General features: G+C 36.5%; 21 protein-coding genes and 3 pseudogenes. 18 read left to right on the top strand and 6 right to left on the bottom strand.

The features are described from left to right. Positions 1-489 precede the first annotated feature (489 nt). On the top strand, positions 490-1,824 hold the full coding sequence (locus G541_RS0107375) for an FAD-dependent oxidoreductase (RefSeq protein ID WP_027827016.1): 1,335 nt from the start codon (positions 490-492) through the stop codon (positions 1,822-1,824). Positions 1,825-1,910: 86 nt separating this feature from the next. Here G541_RS0107375 and tnpC read toward each other — a convergent pair. Together tnpC and tnpB are read right to left on the bottom strand one after the other, a co-directional pair. Beyond that, positions 1,911-3,041 (bottom strand): annotated as a pseudogene (tnpC, locus tag G541_RS09650) (IS66 family transposase). A 227-nt stretch (positions 3,042-3,268) separates the two neighbouring features. Further along, the gene (gene tnpB / locus G541_RS10820) at positions 3,269-3,430 is read right to left on the bottom strand and encodes an IS66 family insertion sequence element accessory protein TnpB (protein WP_081654804.1); all 162 of its coding nucleotides are present in this window, start codon (positions 3,428-3,430) and stop codon (positions 3,269-3,271) included. A 424-nt stretch (positions 3,431-3,854) separates the two neighbouring features. On the opposite strand from tnpB, the gene G541_RS0107360 reads away from it, so the two are divergent. From G541_RS0107360 to G541_RS0107315, 10 genes and pseudogenes are all read left to right on the top strand, one after another. After that, positions 3,855-4,115 carry an IS110 family transposase gene (locus G541_RS0107360; protein WP_027827014.1) on the top strand — a complete coding sequence of 87 codons (261 nt, stop codon included), beginning with the start codon at positions 3,855-3,857 and terminating at the stop codon, positions 4,113-4,115. Positions 4,116-4,281: 166 nt separating this feature from the next. Beyond that, positions 4,282-4,569, top strand: coding sequence for a transposase (locus tag G541_RS0107355; RefSeq protein ID WP_027827013.1), 288 nt, complete (start codon positions 4,282-4,284; stop codon positions 4,567-4,569). A 133-nt stretch (positions 4,570-4,702) separates the two neighbouring features. Then, positions 4,703-5,458, top strand: coding sequence for an IS3 family transposase (locus G541_RS09645; RefSeq protein ID WP_420890029.1), 756 nt, complete (start codon positions 4,703-4,705; stop codon positions 5,456-5,458). A 48-nt stretch (positions 5,459-5,506) separates the two neighbouring features. Then, positions 5,507-5,881, top strand: a pseudogene (locus G541_RS09640) (hypothetical protein); the annotation flags it as partial. A gap of 218 nt (positions 5,882-6,099) precedes the next feature. After that, a complete protein-coding gene (locus tag G541_RS0107340) occupies positions 6,100-7,950 on the top strand; it encodes a heavy metal translocating P-type ATPase (RefSeq protein ID WP_027827012.1) in 1,851 nt (616 codons plus the stop codon). A 74-nt stretch (positions 7,951-8,024) separates the two neighbouring features. Further along, entirely contained in the window at positions 8,025-8,255 is a 231-nt protein-coding gene (locus tag G541_RS0107335) for a heavy-metal-associated domain-containing protein (protein ID WP_004897838.1), read from the top strand. Then, positions 8,255-8,800: a DNA-binding protein gene (locus G541_RS0107330; protein ID WP_027827011.1), complete on the top strand. Its 546-nt coding sequence runs from the start codon at positions 8,255-8,257 to the stop codon at positions 8,798-8,800. Before G541_RS0107335 ends, G541_RS0107330 begins: the two co-directional genes overlap by 1 nt. A 19-nt stretch (positions 8,801-8,819) precedes the next feature. Beyond that, positions 8,820-9,455 (top strand): Crp/Fnr family transcriptional regulator, encoded by a 636-nt coding sequence (locus G541_RS0107325; RefSeq protein WP_035163148.1) that lies wholly within the window; start codon positions 8,820-8,822, stop codon positions 9,453-9,455. A gap of 81 nt (positions 9,456-9,536) precedes the next feature. Then, positions 9,537-10,124, top strand: a complete 588-nt coding sequence (locus G541_RS0107320; protein ID WP_027827009.1) for a uracil-DNA glycosylase family protein — start codon at positions 9,537-9,539, stop codon at positions 10,122-10,124. 12 nt (positions 10,125-10,136) lie between these two features. Next, on the top strand, positions 10,137-10,844 hold the full coding sequence (locus G541_RS0107315; RefSeq protein WP_035163146.1) for an aspartate/glutamate racemase family protein: 708 nt from the start codon (positions 10,137-10,139) through the stop codon (positions 10,842-10,844). A 24-nt stretch (positions 10,845-10,868) separates the two neighbouring features. Here the strand turns inward: G541_RS0107315 and G541_RS10845 are convergent, their stop codons facing one another. From G541_RS10845 to G541_RS10830, 4 genes and pseudogenes are all read right to left on the bottom strand, one after another. Beyond that, complete coding sequence (locus G541_RS10845) at positions 10,869-11,096, bottom strand: hypothetical protein (protein ID WP_235806365.1); 228 nt, start codon at positions 11,094-11,096, stop codon at positions 10,869-10,871. Between the two features lie 3 nt (positions 11,097-11,099). Next, positions 11,100-11,546, bottom strand: coding sequence for a recombinase zinc ribbon domain-containing protein (locus tag G541_RS10840; RefSeq protein WP_258409052.1), 447 nt, complete (start codon positions 11,544-11,546; stop codon positions 11,100-11,102). Next, a pseudogene (locus tag G541_RS10835) lies at positions 11,538-12,200 on the bottom strand (recombinase family protein); the annotation flags it as partial. The gene G541_RS10840 and the pseudogene G541_RS10835, both read right to left, overlap by 9 nt. 15 nt (positions 12,201-12,215) lie before the next feature. Further along, positions 12,216-12,347, bottom strand: a complete 132-nt coding sequence (locus G541_RS10830) for a hypothetical protein (protein ID WP_258409051.1) — start codon at positions 12,345-12,347, stop codon at positions 12,216-12,218. Positions 12,348-12,384: 37 nt separating this feature from the next. Here G541_RS10830 and G541_RS10415 point away from each other — a divergent pair, with 37 nt between their 5' ends. From G541_RS10415 to G541_RS0107275, 7 genes are all read left to right on the top strand, one after another. After that, positions 12,385-12,705 carry a terminase gpP N-terminus-related DNA-binding protein gene (locus G541_RS10415; protein WP_162139337.1) on the top strand — a complete coding sequence of 107 codons (321 nt, stop codon included), beginning with the start codon at positions 12,385-12,387 and terminating at the stop codon, positions 12,703-12,705. A 36-nt stretch (positions 12,706-12,741) separates the two neighbouring features. Beyond that, entirely contained in the window at positions 12,742-12,909 is a 168-nt protein-coding gene (locus G541_RS10545; protein WP_169439839.1) for a hypothetical protein, read from the top strand. Then, positions 12,834-13,634: an IS3 family transposase gene (locus G541_RS09620; RefSeq protein ID WP_155824542.1), complete on the top strand. Its 801-nt coding sequence runs from the start codon at positions 12,834-12,836 to the stop codon at positions 13,632-13,634. The genes G541_RS10545 and G541_RS09620 overlap by 76 nt, the downstream gene beginning before the upstream one ends. Positions 13,635-13,658: 24 nt before the next feature. Next, entirely contained in the window at positions 13,659-13,763 is a 105-nt protein-coding gene (locus G541_RS10805; protein WP_081654801.1) for an IS3 family transposase, read from the top strand. A 228-nt stretch (positions 13,764-13,991) separates the two neighbouring features. After that, positions 13,992-14,423, top strand: coding sequence for a WapI family immunity protein (locus G541_RS0107285; RefSeq protein ID WP_027827007.1), 432 nt, complete (start codon positions 13,992-13,994; stop codon positions 14,421-14,423). Positions 14,424-15,118: 695 nt separating this feature from the next. Continuing rightward, positions 15,119-15,565 (top strand): GNAT family N-acetyltransferase, encoded by a 447-nt coding sequence (locus tag G541_RS0107280; protein WP_027827006.1) that lies wholly within the window; start codon positions 15,119-15,121, stop codon positions 15,563-15,565. A 215-nt stretch (positions 15,566-15,780) separates the two neighbouring features. Further along, positions 15,781-16,818, top strand: a complete 1,038-nt coding sequence (locus G541_RS0107275; RefSeq protein WP_155824540.1) for a tetratricopeptide repeat protein — start codon at positions 15,781-15,783, stop codon at positions 16,816-16,818. The last annotated feature ends 502 nt before the right edge of the window (positions 16,819-17,320 follow it).

Below are 17,320 nucleotides of genomic sequence, written 5' to 3'. Positions count from 1 at the left end.
ATAAGATAGTGGTGCCCATAAAGGTCCTTCTTTCTAATGGAATGTTGTAACGACACCATTAAAGACCTTTATGGGTTTTTCTGTCCACTAAAATGTTCAACTTAAATTTTACAATCTGCCAAATAGTAAAATTAGTCGTACTTGAAGATAGTGAGTCAGCATCTATCTTGTTAGATCGTTGTAGAAATTTATACCTCAAAAGGATCAATAAACCGCGTTACTTAGGTATTTGACATGATGTGTGATTAGAATAAGGTAAACGACACATGTGGAGTCAGTCACGGTGCTGGAAAGAGTAAAGTAGGGCTCTAGAAACCGCATGGTTAAGGCGTTTATAAAATAAAAACAGGTTCTTTTTGACAAAGAACCTGTTTTTTAAAGAACATGATTTGTCATTTTTTTATCGCGAAATAATTACTTTTTGTTAGTAAAATGAAAGTATATATGATACTATCTATTTGAATTTGAGCTAGGAAGAGGGTTATTTAGATGCAAGAATTTAAAAATATAATCATTGGATTTGGAAAAGGTGGAAAAACTTTAGCTAAGAATTTAGCTGCTAAAGGAGAATCAGTTTTAGTAGTAGAAAAGTCTAAGAAGATGTATGGTGGAACATGTATTAATATTGCTTGCTTACCATCAAAAAATTTGATTATTAATGCTCAACGTGGAATTAAGTTTGAAGATGCTGTTAAGCAAAAAAATGAAATGACAACAGCTTTAAGAAATAAGAATTATCATATGGTCGCAGATGAAGAAACGGCAACTGTTTTAGATGGGACAGCTAAATTTGTTGATAATCATACGATTGAAATTTTTTTGGACAGTGGTGAAAAGACTAAGATTAAGGGCGAGAGAATATTTATCAATACTGGAGCTACTCCGATAATTCCACAAGTTAAAGGTTTGGAAGAAAGTAAGTATATTTTAGATTCAACAGCAGCTATGGATCAAAATTCCTTACCAAATGAATTAGTAATTTTAGGTGCTGGGTATATTGGTATGGAATTTGCTTCAATGTTCGCTCGTTATGGGGCTAAAGTAACAGTTTTAGACACTAATGAAAAATTCCTAAAGCGTGAAGATGATGATATATCAGAAATGCTTTTCAATGACTTAAGTCAAGATGGTATTGAATTTAAATTAGGGGTAAAAGTTGTAGAAGTTAGAGATCTATCTGATAAAGTAGAAGTTGTTTACGAAATCAATGGTCAAAAACAAACTGTTGAAGCTGATAAATTATTGGTAGCAACTGGAAGAAAGCCAGTAACTGAAGGTCTAGGATTAGAAAATACTGATATTGAACTAGATGAACGTGGGGCAATTAAGGTTGATGACTATTTAAGAACAACTGCAGAAAATATCTGGGCAATTGGTGATGTCAAAGGTGGACCACAATTTACTTACATTTCTCTAGATGACTTTAGAATTATTTTTGACCAACTTTATGGAAAAGGTGAAAGAAAAATTAGTGATAGAAAGTTAGTTCCTTATAGTGTCTTCACTACACCAGCACTATCTAGAGTTGGTTTAAATGAAGTGGAAGCTAAAAATAGAGGAATTGAGTATAAGCTATTTAAATTGGCAGCTATTTCTATTCCAAAAGCTAAAGTAATAGGAAATACTCGTGGAATGTATAAAATCTTAGTAAATCCAGATACAGAAGAAATTTTAGGTGCGACAATTTACGGTGAAGAATCATATGAAGTAATTAATTTAATTGCATTGGCGATGAAAGCTAAATTACCATATGCAATGTTAAGAGATCAGATTTATACTCATCCGACAATGTCGGAAGCATTAAATGATGTATTGAAAGGTTAATTGAATGTAAGCACACTAATACTATAGTGTGATATTGCAGATAAAAAGGCCCTCAAAATCACTAGGAAAATGTGATTTTGAGGGCCTTACTTTGTACAAATTTCTTTAACTTTAGAATTCCATGGCAAATAAGCTCCAACCTTGACATTTTCTCGTTTTTCTAATAGTGAGAAAATGTAGTTGAAATACTTGAATATATCTAGTCCATTCAACTTAGCTGTTTGAACTAAACTATAAAATATTGCACTAGCTTTGGCACCATCAACGCTTCTCGCAAACAATGAGTTCTTACGAATTAAGGTAGATAGCCTAATCACTTGTTCTATCGGATTGTTTGATAGAGGGAGTTTGCCAATTTTATATATATTTTCTAATCTAGGCCGAAATTTTTTGGCATATTCAACAGCTTTCTTTAACTTACTGCTAGGATTAGGGATAGTATCCAGAAAATCGTAGAATTCATCAACATCTTTTTTCAAATGAAGCTTCCGCTTCAGTGCTTTTTCTTCGGCATTTTGATACTCAAGCTTCTTTTCTTCTTTAAAAATACGATTTAATAATTCTACCGCTCTTACTGCATATGATCCTTTTCCTTGCTTTAAAGATTTAACTATTTCCACAAAATGTCTGCGTATATGCACCAAACAGCTACCATATGTAATTTGTGGATACATTTCACTGCTATAGGCATTATAACCATCACACATAATTGCTCCAGTGTAGGCTCCAACCAGATTAGAAATATTTTCTTGCTTTCGGCTACTAGAGTAATTAAACACAACTATTTGATGATTTGAAAATTCTTCTGTCGTTCTCATTACCCAAAAATACGGTTTACTTCGGTTCTTTTCTTCCAACACCTGAAAAGGAGTTTAGTCCATATGAATAACTGGATTTTTCAATAAAATCTTAGTAAGTTCATTGTAAATTGTTTCTAACTGTTCACTCAATTTAATGATGGCACGTACCATATGCTTTGTATCTATTGGTAAGCCAATATGTTTAAAAAATATTGCTTGTCTATTCAATGGTACAGCCATTAAATATTTAGAAGTAACTACTTGAGCTAATACACTACTGGAAAAATAAATATGTGGGAAAATAGGACTAGTAGGTACTTTACCGGCAACTATTTTATCGCCACCTTTTGGGTGGTAATTTTCACATTTATAGGTTTGCTGATAATGATTACGACAAAAAAGCTCAGGTTGTTTCAAGCCTACCTCTCGATAAACACATTTTTTGCCAATTAGAGTGAGTTTTTCATGACAATCAGCACAATTTTTTTGTTCAAGATCATGAACGACATCTACTTGTACTAAAGTATCAAGAAACTCAGCTCGTTGACCACGTGGTTTAACTTTTCGGTGGCGAACTACTCTGAGCTCTACTTCAACTTTTTCATTTTCTTTAGATGAAATATCAGAATCTACATCTAATTCTTCTAATTCAGCCTCTGAAAAAAATGAAAGAAGATTGAATCATTATAAAGGTTCATACCAAAATTATCGGCAATTAAAATTGCCAGTGTATCGATTCCTTTACGTAAGTCAGTGTTGCCACAAACAATATATACATGTTTAGGAGAGTGATAATTAACTAACATATTTCTTTATCAACTCCCAGATGTCATTCATTACTTCAGTGTCAACTCCGTGACACAACGAAATTTTCACTTTATCAAATTTAATTTCAGCATCTAAATTCAATTTAGTTGTCTTAATTTTAGTTGCTGTTTTCCGTTTTTTAGTTGGTTTTACTTCGACAATTTCTGTTTCTTCCACTGTATAAAACAGACTAAGATTAGTAGCGAAATCAATTGCTCGACGGAGTATTGGTTTCGCTACTTTTGTTAAAGTAGTAATGAAGTTGACATGTCGAAGGATTTCTTGGCCCTTGAGGTTGCATATAAAACTGGCAACTTCATTAGGTAATTAATATTTCGTTCGTTGTCTGTTGGCCTAAAGGTCGCATATTGAAAATTGGAATAATTACTTACAAGAATTGAACTTCATACAGGAGATGATACAATGCGTTGCGTTTTTGGAATTGATGTTAGTAGTAAAAGTTGTAATGTCGCTGTTGCTATCAATGAATGTCTAGTTGAAGAAGCTAAACTAGGATTAGACATGCTAGGTTTTAACGAATTAAAGAAATTACTTAGTTCATATTCCCAACCAGAGGTTGTTTTTGAAGCAACTGGAGTCTATTCGCGGCGCCTTCAACGCTTTTTAATTGACAATAATTATCAGTTTGTCTGTTTGAATCCGTTACGGGAACGATTGAATTAACTAGTTTTCGCTATAACAAAACTGATACAAATGATGCTAGAAATCTGGCATATAGTAGTTTTCATATTCAACGACAACCTGCAGTTGGGTCTAGAATAAAAAGTGTACAAGTTAAATAGAGACTCTGATTTAGTATAATTAAGGAAGTAAATTGGAGGATCAAATAATGACGAAGCACAGTTATAACAAGGAATTTAAGGAACAGGCCGTTCAGTATTACTTAGATAACAAGGATCACATGACCATGAATGAAATAAGTAAGAATCTAGGTATTGGGGCTAGTACATTACATAAATGGATTAAGCTGTTTACTGAGACTGGGGAGTTTGGCCGTGGCTCCGGTAATTTTGCCAGCGATAAGGACAAGGAGATTGCACGACTAAAGCGTCAACTTCGTGACGCTGAAGGAGCGATCGAAGTATTAAAAAAATCAATCGAGATTCTGAGCAAGTAACTACCGAAAAGGTATACCAAGAAATGGACGTTCAGCACGCGTTGGAATCCCACTCTTCCATCAATGGTATGTGTGATTATGTTGGAATCTCAAGAAGTGGTTACTATCAACGAGAAAAGCGTCATAATCACCAATCGCCGCGAAAGCTATTCAAGGTGAAATTAAAGCAATTTGGCTCAAAAGCCTTTGTATTTACGGTGCCGGCAGAATCACCCAAGAACTTCGCTCAAAAGGATATAAGTTCGCTGAACGAACTGTTGGTAAGTATATGCGTGAACTTGGCATTCGCGCCGTTTACCTAACCCATTGGACGACTGCCACTCGCAATTCTAAGTTTGATAAACAGCTAATAAATATTTTAGACGAGCAGTTCAATCCATTGCGACCAAACGCCGTTTGGTGCATTGACACCACTTATATTCCAGTTCATGACGGATTCGTTTATTTAACCAGTATTATGGACTTGTACTCCCGACGGATCATTGGTTGGGACTTATCTGAAACCTTGGAAGTATCGAATGTCATCCCACTTATTGAAAAGACTAAGCACAGTCGCCATATTAGCAAGCCATTAATCATGCACAGTGATCGTGGTAGTCAGTTTACGTCTAAAGCTTACAATCAAGTTACAGCTAACATGACATTAAGCTATTCAAAGAAAGCTTATCCTTGGGATAATGCCTGCATTGAGTCGTTTCATGCCTTGATTAAGCGTGAATGGATAAATCGGTTTAAAATCCATTCATACTCCGAAGCTAAACTACTAGTTTTTCAGTACATTGAAACGTTTTACAACACAGTTAGAATTCACAGTCACTGTGGATTCAAATCACCAAAGCAACTTGAAGATGAGTATCAAACTCAAATTCAAAATTTAGTCGTGGCATAGGACAAAAAAGTCTCTATTTAAATTGTCTATTTTATTGACAGGGGACCACATGTTCCGACGCTAATGCAGGACGTGAATCATGATGGCTTTATTGATTTACCTGTAACAGAGGCAGTATCTGGGACAACGATAGTTCCTTTTGATGATGCACCACAAGAAATGAACATTCCCCATGATGGCTACCCAGTTGCAGATAAATACGGTCATTATGAATATGATAAGGATGTCCCACTAAAAGATTTACAAGCAAAATTTAAGCAAGCATTTGGTAGTGACGATCTTCAATTAGATAAACGAGTAGTTTATGTTCACGGCGTACCAGCGGATCTTAAATTACCATCTAGCGTTGCCGGTAATGTTATGAGTTATGATGCACATACAACTTTGCCAATTGCTGCTGGAGAGATTAAATTGGCACATTAATTTTTATAGAACTGAAATTTGAAAGCTAGAGTCTATGCTTTTTGCATGGTTTCTAGTCTTTTTTTGTATATTCGCTCTTTTACTAAACGAAATTTACACGATAAAACTGTGATTTTTTGCTTAAAATATAAAAAGACACTAGTATCTTGATAACAGTCAAGTTATCTAAATTGTTTTTTACCTATGATATGTAGTGTCAAGAAAGGAAGAGGTAAAAAATGATTAAGTTACAACAATTTTTTATGAGGTATAAAAAGCAGCTTTTGCTTGTTAATACTATTCTGCTGTTGCTTGCTGAAGGATCTAAATGGCTATTGCACATGAATTTACCATACCAGGCTTTAATGCTTATCGTGGGGATTGTCGGAGTGCTTCCAATTGTTTTGACGGCTATATCATCTTTAAGGGTTAAATTAATTTCTATTGATGTTTTAGTATCGCTGGCGGTAATCGGTGCCTTCATTATTGGTGAATTTAATGAAGCAGCCATTGTTACTTGGCTATTCATGTTAGGAGATGTACTGGAAGAATTAACCCTAAAGAAAACGCGGTCAGCCGTCGCTGATTTAACCAAAATGGCACCACAGACTGCGTTAGTTGTTCAAGATGACGGCTCAACTGAGAAAAAAGACGTCGATTTCATTGATCCTGGTGAGAAGATTTTAGTTAAAACTGGTGATCAGGTTCCAGTCGATGGCAAGGTTATTTCAGGTTCTGGTTATCTTAATGAAGCCAGTGTTAACGGTGAATCTAAATTAGTTAATAAAAAAGCTGGTAATGAAGTATATGCAGGAACTATCCTTGAAAACGGTACATTGACTGTCGAAACTACCGCAGTCGGTGAAGATACGACTTTCGGTAAAATTATCGAAATAGTTGAAGAAGCACAAGATACAAAGTCACATACAGAAAAGTTAATTAACCGGTTTTCCAAATATTACACTCCTGCCGTACTTATAATTGCAATCGTTGTAGGTTTAATTACTAAAGACATTAGGCTGGCTGTTACAGTTATGGTGCTGGGTTGCCCAGGTGCTTTAGTTATTGGTGTGCCAGTATCTACAGTTGCTGGTATCGGTAATGGTGCTAAAAATGGCATTATGTTTAAAGGGTCGCAAGTGATGGACCAAACTCATCGGATTGATGAAATTGCTTTTGATAAAACCGGCACTTTGACTATCGGACATCCAGAAGTTAGTGCAATTGAGGTATTAAATGGGCCCAAAGATGAAATTATTAAATTAGCTGCTCAAATTGAGCGTCAAAGTAACCACCCCTTAGCTCAGGCAATTGCCAAATTAAATAAAGAAAAGCCAGCTTCAATTAAAGTGGAAACTGTTAAGGGTAAGGGAATCATCGCTACTTTAAATAATCAAAAATATTATTTAGGTAACCAAAAATTCATTGTTGAAAACACTCGTGCCAATGCAAAATTGGGTAAAACAATTGATTATTTGAGTCAATTAGGTAATTCAATTGTCACTTTTACCAATAAGGACCAAAGTCAATTAGCTGTTTTTGGCATTAAAGACCAATTGCGCCCAGAAGCTAATGATGCTTTAACCCACTTAAAAGAATTAGGGGTTAAGAAGATCGTGATGCTTTCTGGAGACAATCAAGAAACTGCTGAACGAATTGCGGCGAAGTTGCCAATCGATGAAGTTCATGGTCAAATGTTGCCACAAGACAAGGCAGCTTTTGTTAAAAAAGAAAGAGCTAAGGGACACCATATTGCTTTTATTGGTGATGGGATCAATGATAGTCCGGCCTTAGCTAATGCTAATGTTGCAATTGCCGTTGGTAGTGGAGCAGATGTTGCCATTGACGTTTCAGACATCGTTTTAGTTAAAAATGACTTGCGAAAGATCGCTTATGCCCTTGGATTATCCAAGAAGACAATTTTGAACATGAGTGAAAATATCGTGATGGCTTTACTGACAGTCTTATTGTTGTTCATCGGTTTGTTTGCGGGTTATGTTGAAATGGCAAGTGGGATGTTTATTCATGAATTTAGCATCTTAATTGTTATCTTGAACGGGATGCGATTAATTAAATTTCAACAAAATTGACGATCATCAAGTTTATAGTCAGCAAAACAAAGTATCATTAGATATGTAAATTAATAAGGAAGGGGAATTTAATCATGGAAAAAGTAATGATGAAATTATCTGGTATGACCTGTCCTTCATGCTTAAGCAAAATTGAAAGGGCGGTTGGTAGTTTGGATGGAACCGACCAAATCAAAGTTTTATTCAATGCAGGCAAGCTAAAATTTACGTTGGATCCTGATAAGACTAAAACTGTTGACGTCAAGACAGCTATTGAAAAAATGGGTTATGAAGTACAAGAAATTAAGGAAAAGGAGCTTAACTGATGAATGCAGAAGAAAAATACCAGGCGGAATTGAAGCAAAGCGACCTTGATCACCATCAGCCAACGGCAGCTGCCATGACTGGTCACATTATTTCTAACTTGTTAATCCATTCTTTAAAGATTAACCAAGCTAACTTATTTGCTAAAGGATCTGCTAGTCTTTTTTTAGCCGAAAAAGCTGCCGGTTGGATTACTTATGAACTTCAGGAACTTGATCAATTGAATCACTTATTGGTTAATAATGGTGAAAGTATTCCAACAATTACAGCTCAATTTAAGGAATATACTATGTTAGAAGAAGATGGCAGTAGTAAATATTTAGCAGGTGATGAACAACTGTTTGCCTTGGTAAAAGATTTTGATACGCAAACGCTCTTCATTACTAAGGCAATTGCTTTAGCTAACAATGAAAGTTGGCCAGAATTATCTGCTAATTTAACTAATTTAATGGCTTGGATTAAGGAGCAAATTCGGGTAACTCAAGACTTCTTAGGTCATGAACTAAAAGAAGGATTGTATGTCGAAGAAGACGATGATGACTTTTAATTAAAGGACGATGAATTTAATGGCTGATTTATGTGTTAACTTAGTACCACTATTTAATGCTTTACCCCAGGATGAGAAGATGCAAATCGAAAAATTAGTTCAGCATAAAAATTATCAAAAGGGCGAAGTAATAATTGATCCAACGATAAATGATAATTTAGTAATTATCGCTGATGGTAACGCTAAGCAGTACACCTTAGATGAAAACGGCTATGAGAATGTTTTGCAAATCTTGCATACGGGTGATTATATTGGTGAGGATTGGCTTTTTGGTCAAGAAAATATCAATAATTACGTCGAGGCTACGGAACACAGTGAAATTTGTTTATTAAAACGGCAGGATCTGCTGAAGCTGATGTATAAACAGCCAGAATTAAGTATTCGATTATTGGAACTAAATATTGTTAAAGTTTTGGAAATACAAAAACAAATTCACTTGTTGGCTTTGCCGAAGGTTGAAGACCGGTTATTAAAGTATTTACAAACATATGCAGATGAAATTGGTAAAAACAATTTTACCTTACCCTTAAAAATGAAGGACTTAGCCTTATACCTTGGAACAACACCTGAAACCCTGTCTCGTAAATTTGCTTTATTAGAAAAGCAAGGTCAACTGAAGCGTCAATTACGTCGAATTGAATTATTCGAAAATTAGTTTAATTAGGCAATTATTGCTTAGTTGATAATATACACGTTATATCAGTTTAGAAAATAAGAGAAAGGTGGGTCATATTATATGCAAAGTGAATTTCAAAAGATTTTTCAAGAAATTCAAGCAGATCCTGATAATGAATCTTTTACAAAGCAAGGGATCAAGCCACTTTACTATGCTTCTTCATCTGCCAGAATAAATATCATTGGTCAAGCACCAGGACGAATTGCCCAAGAAAAAATGAAATTCTGGGATGATCCTAGTGGTGATCGTCTTCGGACCTGGTTAGGGGTTTCGAGAGATGTTTTCTATAATTCTGGAATGATTGCAATTTTACCAATGGATTTTTATTATCCCGGAAAAGGTAAGTCTGGTGATCTCCCACCGCGTAAAGGATTTGCTCAAAATTGGCATCCACAGCTATTGAAATTAATGCCTGATATTCAGTTAACCATTTTAGTGGGCGCTTATGCGACGAGGAGGTACCTTCACCTAAGGTACAAAGATCGGTTGACTGATATTGTCAGGAATTATCAGCAATACCTGCCAGACTATTTTCCAATCGTTCATCCGTCACCACGAAATAAAATTTGGGAGGCAAAAAATCCATGGTTCGAGGAGCAGGTAATTCCAGACCTGCAAAAAAGAATTCAAATAATTCTAAATAATTAGGGGATGATCCAGATGCAGAAACTGGGCATTATCGGTGGTATAGGCCCAGAAGCAACAATGAATTACTATTCGGCAATCATTAAGCAGTATCAGGAGCGGATCGGGACTGATAAAGAGCTGCCTCGTATCACTATCGAATCCATTAATATGTACCACATGTTCCGTCTGCTTGATGCTCAACAGTATGATAAAGTCGCCGGTTATGTAGGAGCTGTGGCCAATAATTTATTGAAAGCCGGGTGTGACTTTGGATTGATGTGTGGCAATATGCCCCATCTATTATTTGATCAGATTCAAGCGCGCACTGATTTGCCATTGTTAAGCATTGTCGAGACAACGGTAGCGGCTACCCAGCAGTTGCACCTTCAACGATTAGCTTTACTAGGCACCAAATTTACAATGCAAAATGACTTTTTCATCAAGCCATTTCGAGAGGCCGGAATTAAAGTTTGCCGTCCCAGTGAAAATGATCAATCCATAATTCATAAAAAAATTGTAGATGAACTCGAAAACGGGATTGTTAAGAAAGAGACTAAGCAGCAGTTAATGACAATTATCAATAAGATGGTTCAAAAAGATCACCTTGATGGTGCAGTCTTGGGATGTACCGAATTGCCGTTAATCTTAGGGCAGGAAGATTTCAAGAACATTCAAATGTTTGATATTGCTCAGGTTCAAATCAAGGCTGCTGTGGATCAACTTCTAAAAAAGCTAAAATAACTGAGTGTCGTATATCCTGAATATTTACAACTTAACTTTAACCACTTCACTATCTTTGAACGTGAACTCCATGTAACGTTGAAAGATGGTGATTTTTTCGATTAGGCGGCGGACAAGTTGCGGATCGAATTCCTGAATACCATGTTGGTGTTCGTCCACGAAGTCGCTGACCTGATCGATGTTATGGAGCTTGACCTGATTTTCCGTTTCTAAACTTTGAACCTCTTCCTTTTGTTGGCGCAGGTCCATCACTTATTAGGTAAGTTCATTGCGGTTTTGATGATGGTTTGCAGCTTGGATTAGTTTTAACTGTGCATCTTCCAGTTGCTTATCAAGTTCTTCAATTGTTGGCCCTTTGGAATTCTTCACGATCTTCATGATGTTAGCCTTAATTTGTTTATCGGCTAGCTCATGGCTTTCGATTAGCTGATTGATGGCATCAAGGGTTGCCGCTTTTAATAACGGTTCCTTAATATTACGAATCATACAACGTCGACCTTTCTTGCTGCGTCTAATTCGGCTGGCACAACGCCAAACAGCAACTTTGGTTGGCCGATACCACATGTTTCTCTGGAAGATGTCACCGCATTTTCCGCAAAAGACCCGTTGCGAAAAGCAATATTTGCTGTTAACTCTGCGGTGACGACCATTTTTGGTAGTAATGCCGTTACGCCGTTGACAGATTAGATTCTGTACTTGCATGAAGACCGATTTAGGAATAATCGCTGGATGGTCATTTTCAACATAGTATTGGGGCATGATCCCTTTATTCTTAACTCGTTTCTTGGTTAAAAAGTCAACGGTATAAGTTTTCTGGAGGAGTGCATTGCCCATATATTTTTCATTTTTGAGGATCCGATTAACGCCACTAGATCCCCAATTGGTTCCCTTGCCGCCGGTTAAGACACCATCTGCTTTAAGTGATTCAGCGATTTGTTTCATCGTCATCCCTTGCAGGTAGCTATAGAAAATTCGTTTAACCGTTTTAGCTTCTTCTGGTTCAATCACTAAATTGCCATCTTTATCCTTGGTATAGCTCAAAAAGTGATTATGGTTAATCAGAACCTTGCCTTGCTGGTAACGATATTGCAAACCAAGTTTAACATTTTGCGATAAAGACTCACTTTCTTGCAGGGCGAAGGAAGCCCTAATGGTAATTAGAACCTCACCTTTGGTGTCCATTGTGTTAACGTTCTCTTTTTCAAAAAAGATTGCCACATTGATGGCTTTCAAGTCCCGGATATACTTTAGACAGTCAATTGTATTCCGCGCAAACCGACTAATTGATTTGGTGACAATTAAGTCAATCTTACCAGCTTTACAAGCGGCAATCATTTTATTAAATTGTTCCCGTTTCTTGGTATTAGTTCCTTAGATTCCATCATCGGCAAAGATTCCGGCCATTTCCCAGCTAGGATCTTTTTGAATTAGTTCCTTGTAGTGACTGACTTGGGTTTCGTAGGAATTGGCTTGTTCATCAAGTTCAGTTGAAGTGAACCCCATAGTTGGACAGAAAATTCCAACTATGGGGGTTTTGAATATGACTAAATTTAGTTTCGAAATTAAACTTAAAGCTGTTCAAATGTATTTATCTGGAATCGGTTCACCGACTATTGCGCAACGATCAGGAATAAAGCAACATACCTCTGTCCTAATGTGGGTTGCTCGTTATCAAAAATATGGTATTCCAGGTCTGAAAATTCGGACACCCAAATATGATTATGATGGTGATTTTAAGCTAAAAGTCTTAAACTGGAAGAAACAACACAAGGCTTCATTCCTGCAAACGGCGCTCCAATTTGATATTAGTAATCCTGGTACAATTGCCACCTGGCAAAGAAAGCTCAACCAGTATGGATAAAAAGCCTTGTTTACCAGAAAAGGACGGGCAAAGCATATGACTACCAAAAATAATCGTCAAGCTAGTAAGCAATTATCAGAACTAGAACGTTTAAAAGCTGAGAATCGGGCTTTAAGAGTGGAGAATGAATACCTAAAAAAACTCGAAGCCTTAGTTCAACGACGCGGACGACTAAAGAAGAGTACCAAATCATTCAAGAACTAGGGCACGAATTTAAATTTAGCTTAATGGAGATTTTGCCATACACTACTATTAAGCGGAGTACATTCTATTATCAAGCACATCGCCATGAAGGCAAAGATAATCAAGAACTACTCCAAATCATTAAAAGTATCAAACAACAGAATCCCAGTTACGGTTATCGCCCAGTAACCGATGAGCTTCACCGCCGTGGAATTAAGTCTAATCACAAGCGGGTTAGTCGTCTAATGCGTGAGAATGGGTTATCATCACAGATGTATAATCGTCAAACCCGTAAATACAATTCAGCGATTGGTCCCCAGGGCAAGAAGGCCAAGAATCGGTTAAACCGTAGGTTTAAAACTAATCGCCCATACCAGAAGATGGTGACCGATATAAGTGAGTTTCGCTATGGCAATATGGGCCAAGCTGAGCGAGTTTACCTTTCACCAATTAAAGATCTGTATTCCGGTGAGATTGTGAGTTTCAATATCAGCGATCACCCAACTACTGACTTGGTGATGAAACCTCTAAGCGAGCTGATTAATAAGCGTCCGCTACTCAACTATCGAATGACTGTTCATAGTGACCAAGGAATTCAATATCAAACGAATACTTGGCGTCAAACACTGAAGAAACACCATATTTTTCAAAGTATGTCGCGTCGCGCAACTTGTTTAGATAATGCGCCGATGGAAAGTTTCTTTCATACCATGAAAACGGAATTGTATTATGAACATCATTATTAAACCAAAGACAAATTGATTAAAGCAATGACGGAGTGGATAGAATATTATAACCAATATAGAATAAGACATATATTAAAAGGCAAGACACCGATCGAATATCGGAATCTTGCCTTAGAAAAAGTTGCCTAAATTAAAGTGTCCAACTTAAAGGGTTCACTTCAACAATGCAGATTGCAATAACTATTACGCCGATATGCAACTTTTCACGCTGGGAAAAGTTTTCTTTTTGGCATGAGATATAGAAAATAGCTAAGAGGGATACGTCGATTAAATTGATAATGATTGATATTACATGGTCCATGATGATCACTTCCCTATGAATAATTACATAATTAGCATATTGAAAAGGGTGATTAGATGATTCTCCAAAATGAAGATCAATATATCGAATTTACAATCAAAGATTATGAATTTCCTGATATTATATCAGCACATGATGAGTTCAATTATGATGCCAATTGGCTTATCTGTGAAGTTAAATATAGGGATAAAAAAGATACTGTTACATATCAAGATCCATGTCTGCTAACTTACGAATTAGTAGAAGTTAGTGATGCATTAGCGCAAATTATCATTGGTTATAGGGATGAGTATACATCTAATTTTACGGAACCATATTTGCAGTTTCAAATAGTAAGAACGAGCGGGAAAATAGGAATGGCGCTTACTTTCACCTATGATAATGCGGATTGGAAAGATGTCACACTTACTACAATATTATCCAACGAAGAAGCAGTAGCGAAGTTAAAAGCCCTTCAGCATTTAGTCCGAAGATTTCCCAAACGATAATTAAAAATAAGTAATAAGTTATGGTACATAAGTGTCTTTCTTATCTTAAATTTGAGTTCAAGTAAGAAAGACATTTTTTGTTTAGTAATTCATGGTTAGAAGGAGAACAGTGATACTTATAAATGATGGTCCCCATTTATATAATCTACTTCGGTATAAAGTGGTAGAGTAAACCAGCCAAGAAACAAAAATTTTCCAAAGTGAATTAAGTAAATTTATTGACCTAATTTGGCGAGAATGTAGAATATCTATGCAAGTTATAATCTCTATTGATTAGATCACATCTTTATTAGGAGCACTATTTTTGTTGGGAATAATTCTACTGACCACCTACCAGTGTCAAAATTACTGTTAGTATGAATTTGTTCACGCAAAAAGTGTAAAGAAGAGCCAAACTAATAGACGATTAGGACATGCATAGGGAAACAAGAAATGTTGTTATTGGCATAAGCTACTGTTTATAAGTTTTTGTAATAGGATATGTTCAACACTATTTTCTTTGGGATGATTTCGGCAGGAGCTAGAATTTTCACACACTGAGGTTACAAGATGAATTAAGTTGAACGCAATAAGGCCGCGAGAAAATCTCCAGTCTTTTTTTATTGGCAAAACGGTCCGAAAGTCAGTAGATAGGCAGGAAATGGACTTCTGTGGTACATTATTTTAGAAGAAAATGCTGAGAGGATGGCAGACAGATGCAGTTAATTGAAGTTAAACAGCGCTCAGCAACTTTGATAGCAGACTTGGTGACAATTTGGAAACAATCAGTCCAAGCTACACACTCATTTTTGAGTTCAAAAGAAATTGAAAAGATCAAGCACTATGTTCCACAAGCTGTGACTGAAGTAGCAACCTTGGTAATCGCTGAGAATGAAGCGGGAAAACCAGTTGGCTTTATGGGGATTGCGGAAGGAACTTTGGAAATGCTCTTTATTGCACCCGAAGAACGGGGACGAGGATTGGATAAGCAACTCCTCCGACTAGGGATCGCACAGTATGGAGTTGAACGTCTGACTATTAATGAACAAAATTCGCAGGCACGAGGTTTTTACGCGCATATAGGGTTCAAAGTTTATAAACGGACAGCAACAGATGAGCAAGGACAACCATATCCGTTGTTGTATATGCAGCTTGGAAACTAATAGATTCTAATGGGTAACTCTCCTTTAAGAAATGGATGGAGGGTTTTTATTTTGCAAATAAAATGGTTATTTTTGCATGAATAGTTAAGTTAGCGGAAGTAATTATGTAGAAGATGGCTAATTATTATTGAGTCAGTTTTTTGCGACTATTCATCAAGTATACTAAAAGAAAGAAGTTGACAGTGGTGTGATGCCAAAAAGGGAGTAAATTAACTATGAAACTGATACCGCGCCGAAAGAAGTTCACAACTATTATGCAGGAAATCACCAGTGGGTTGACAGGAGATCTTACACATGATGTGACGTACCTACAGGAGCAAGCCCAAAAATATCAGAGGAATAGATATAGTAGAGAGATTAGTCAGGAGTGTGGACGTCTGATCTACGAGATGCTTCCAGAGAAACTAAAAAAAGAATTTGCAGCTATGGTTGATCAGGACAGCCAGGCGTTTGATGCGGAATTAGAAGAAGTACGGTTCCAACTGTTTAAGGGGGAAAACAATCGAGCACTGAAAAAGATTCAACGCTTGATTGCTAGGTGTGAAGCAACAGGTATGAGTAAGGACGATCAAGTTAGTGAGTACTTTGATTTTAAAGAAGTCTTTGAAGAGATCCTCTATCATCAAATATCACAGAGTGAAAAAGAAATTCGTGTAGCACAGATCAAATATGCTGAGATGTATTTGTTGTCAGGGAGTTTATTGTTTGAGATGAAGCGTTACGCTGCGGCGGCAGAAGCTTTGGAAGAGGCCATGCAGTGGAACCCAACTAATGCACAGATTGCTTTTGAGCATGCTGAAACATTCAAAGTGCGGGGAATGTTGAAAGAATACAGCAATGCGACCCGAAAGATTTTTAAGATTGCTTTCCGCCCGAATGACTTGGCAAGGTGCTATCGGAACTTGGGTTACTACTATGTTGAACAGGAGGATTGGCAAACAGCAGCGTGCTGTGAAGCGTTTAGTTTGCAGTTTGAAAAAGCAGAGTTAGCGCAGTCTGAATTGATCTATATTGCTACTAAGGCGAAAACAGTGGATATTGCGCCTGATGTTGAAATGATTAGGACATGCTTTGAAAAGCAGGATATTCCTTTTGGACCTGATCCTGTGGTTATTACCTTGGCGTACCAGTTGACTAAGCAAAGTATCGCTCAAGGTGAGAAGAAAGCTGCCGAATATTTTATTGATATTGTCCAAGGCTTCTTTGAAAATGAAGAAACCCAGATGATGCGAGAAGAAATTGACAGAATGTGAGGATGCAAGACAGCAAGAAATCCGTTTGAAGCGTAAATATGTAGATATACGAAGTTATTAAAAATAGAAATAAAATATTGATTTAAATTAAGCATAGAAGTATAATGGAATTGTAGATTTAAAGATTTATTCCATTACTAAGTTCTTCAGAATCTACAAAGATAAGGATTTATTCCGAAGTTCCCGCCCATATGGGCGGGTTTTTTTGTACATAAGAAAGGTGACTGATGTTTATGGGATGGCGAGTTGTTACAGTTAAGCAGGGTGACTCTATCAAATTAAGCTTGAGTAATTTGGTAATAGAGAAAAATACGGATACTTTTCGAATACCATTAGATGATATTAATATATTGGTTTTGGAAGGGAATACTACACTAACAACAAATGTTCTTAGTACTTTAACAAATAGGTAGATTGCAATAAATAACTTGAACAAATTTAATGACGCAGATTAAGCAAAAAGATCTCAATTGGAGTTCGCCAGTTCAAACATTTGAGTGGC

Origin of the sequence: Ligilactobacillus saerimneri DSM 16049, assembly GCF_000423265.1 — a bacterium.
In the GTDB taxonomy this organism is placed as follows: domain Bacteria; phylum Bacillota; class Bacilli; order Lactobacillales; family Lactobacillaceae; genus Ligilactobacillus; species Ligilactobacillus saerimneri.
This window is presented reverse-complemented; position numbering and strand designations above follow the sequence as displayed.

Coding starts and splice junctions, on each gene's coding strand:
- G541_RS0107375 (WP_027827016.1), top strand. CDS start 490: ATGCAAGAATTTAAAAATATAATCATTGGATTTGGAAAAGGTGGAAAA.
- tnpB (WP_081654804.1), bottom strand. CDS start 3,430: ATGTTAGTTAATTATCACTCTCCTAAACATGTATATATTGTTTGTGGC.
- G541_RS0107360 (WP_027827014.1), top strand. CDS start 3,855: ATGCGTTGCGTTTTTGGAATTGATGTTAGTAGTAAAAGTTGTAATGTC.
- G541_RS0107355 (WP_027827013.1), top strand. CDS start 4,282: ATGACGAAGCACAGTTATAACAAGGAATTTAAGGAACAGGCCGTTCAG.
- G541_RS0107340 (WP_027827012.1), top strand. CDS start 6,100: ATGATTAAGTTACAACAATTTTTTATGAGGTATAAAAAGCAGCTTTTG.
- G541_RS0107335 (WP_004897838.1), top strand. CDS start 8,025: ATGGAAAAAGTAATGATGAAATTATCTGGTATGACCTGTCCTTCATGC.
- G541_RS0107330 (WP_027827011.1), top strand. CDS start 8,255: ATGAATGCAGAAGAAAAATACCAGGCGGAATTGAAGCAAAGCGACCTT.
- G541_RS0107325 (WP_035163148.1), top strand. CDS start 8,820: ATGGCTGATTTATGTGTTAACTTAGTACCACTATTTAATGCTTTACCC.
- G541_RS0107320 (WP_027827009.1), top strand. CDS start 9,537: ATGCAAAGTGAATTTCAAAAGATTTTTCAAGAAATTCAAGCAGATCCT.
- G541_RS0107315 (WP_035163146.1), top strand. CDS start 10,137: ATGCAGAAACTGGGCATTATCGGTGGTATAGGCCCAGAAGCAACAATG.
- G541_RS10840 (WP_258409052.1), bottom strand. CDS start 11,546: ATGCAAGTACAGAATCTAATCTGTCAACGGCGTAACGGCATTACTACC.
- G541_RS10830 (WP_258409051.1), bottom strand. CDS start 12,347: ATGGGGTTCACTTCAACTGAACTTGATGAACAAGCCAATTCCTACGAA.
- G541_RS10415 (WP_162139337.1), top strand. CDS start 12,385: ATGACTAAATTTAGTTTCGAAATTAAACTTAAAGCTGTTCAAATGTAT.
- G541_RS10545 (WP_169439839.1), top strand. CDS start 12,742: ATGACTACCAAAAATAATCGTCAAGCTAGTAAGCAATTATCAGAACTA.
- G541_RS10805 (WP_081654801.1), top strand. CDS start 13,659: ATGACGGAGTGGATAGAATATTATAACCAATATAGAATAAGACATATA.
- G541_RS0107285 (WP_027827007.1), top strand. CDS start 13,992: ATGATTCTCCAAAATGAAGATCAATATATCGAATTTACAATCAAAGAT.
- G541_RS0107280 (WP_027827006.1), top strand. CDS start 15,119: ATGCAGTTAATTGAAGTTAAACAGCGCTCAGCAACTTTGATAGCAGAC.
- G541_RS0107275 (WP_155824540.1), top strand. CDS start 15,781: ATGAAACTGATACCGCGCCGAAAGAAGTTCACAACTATTATGCAGGAA.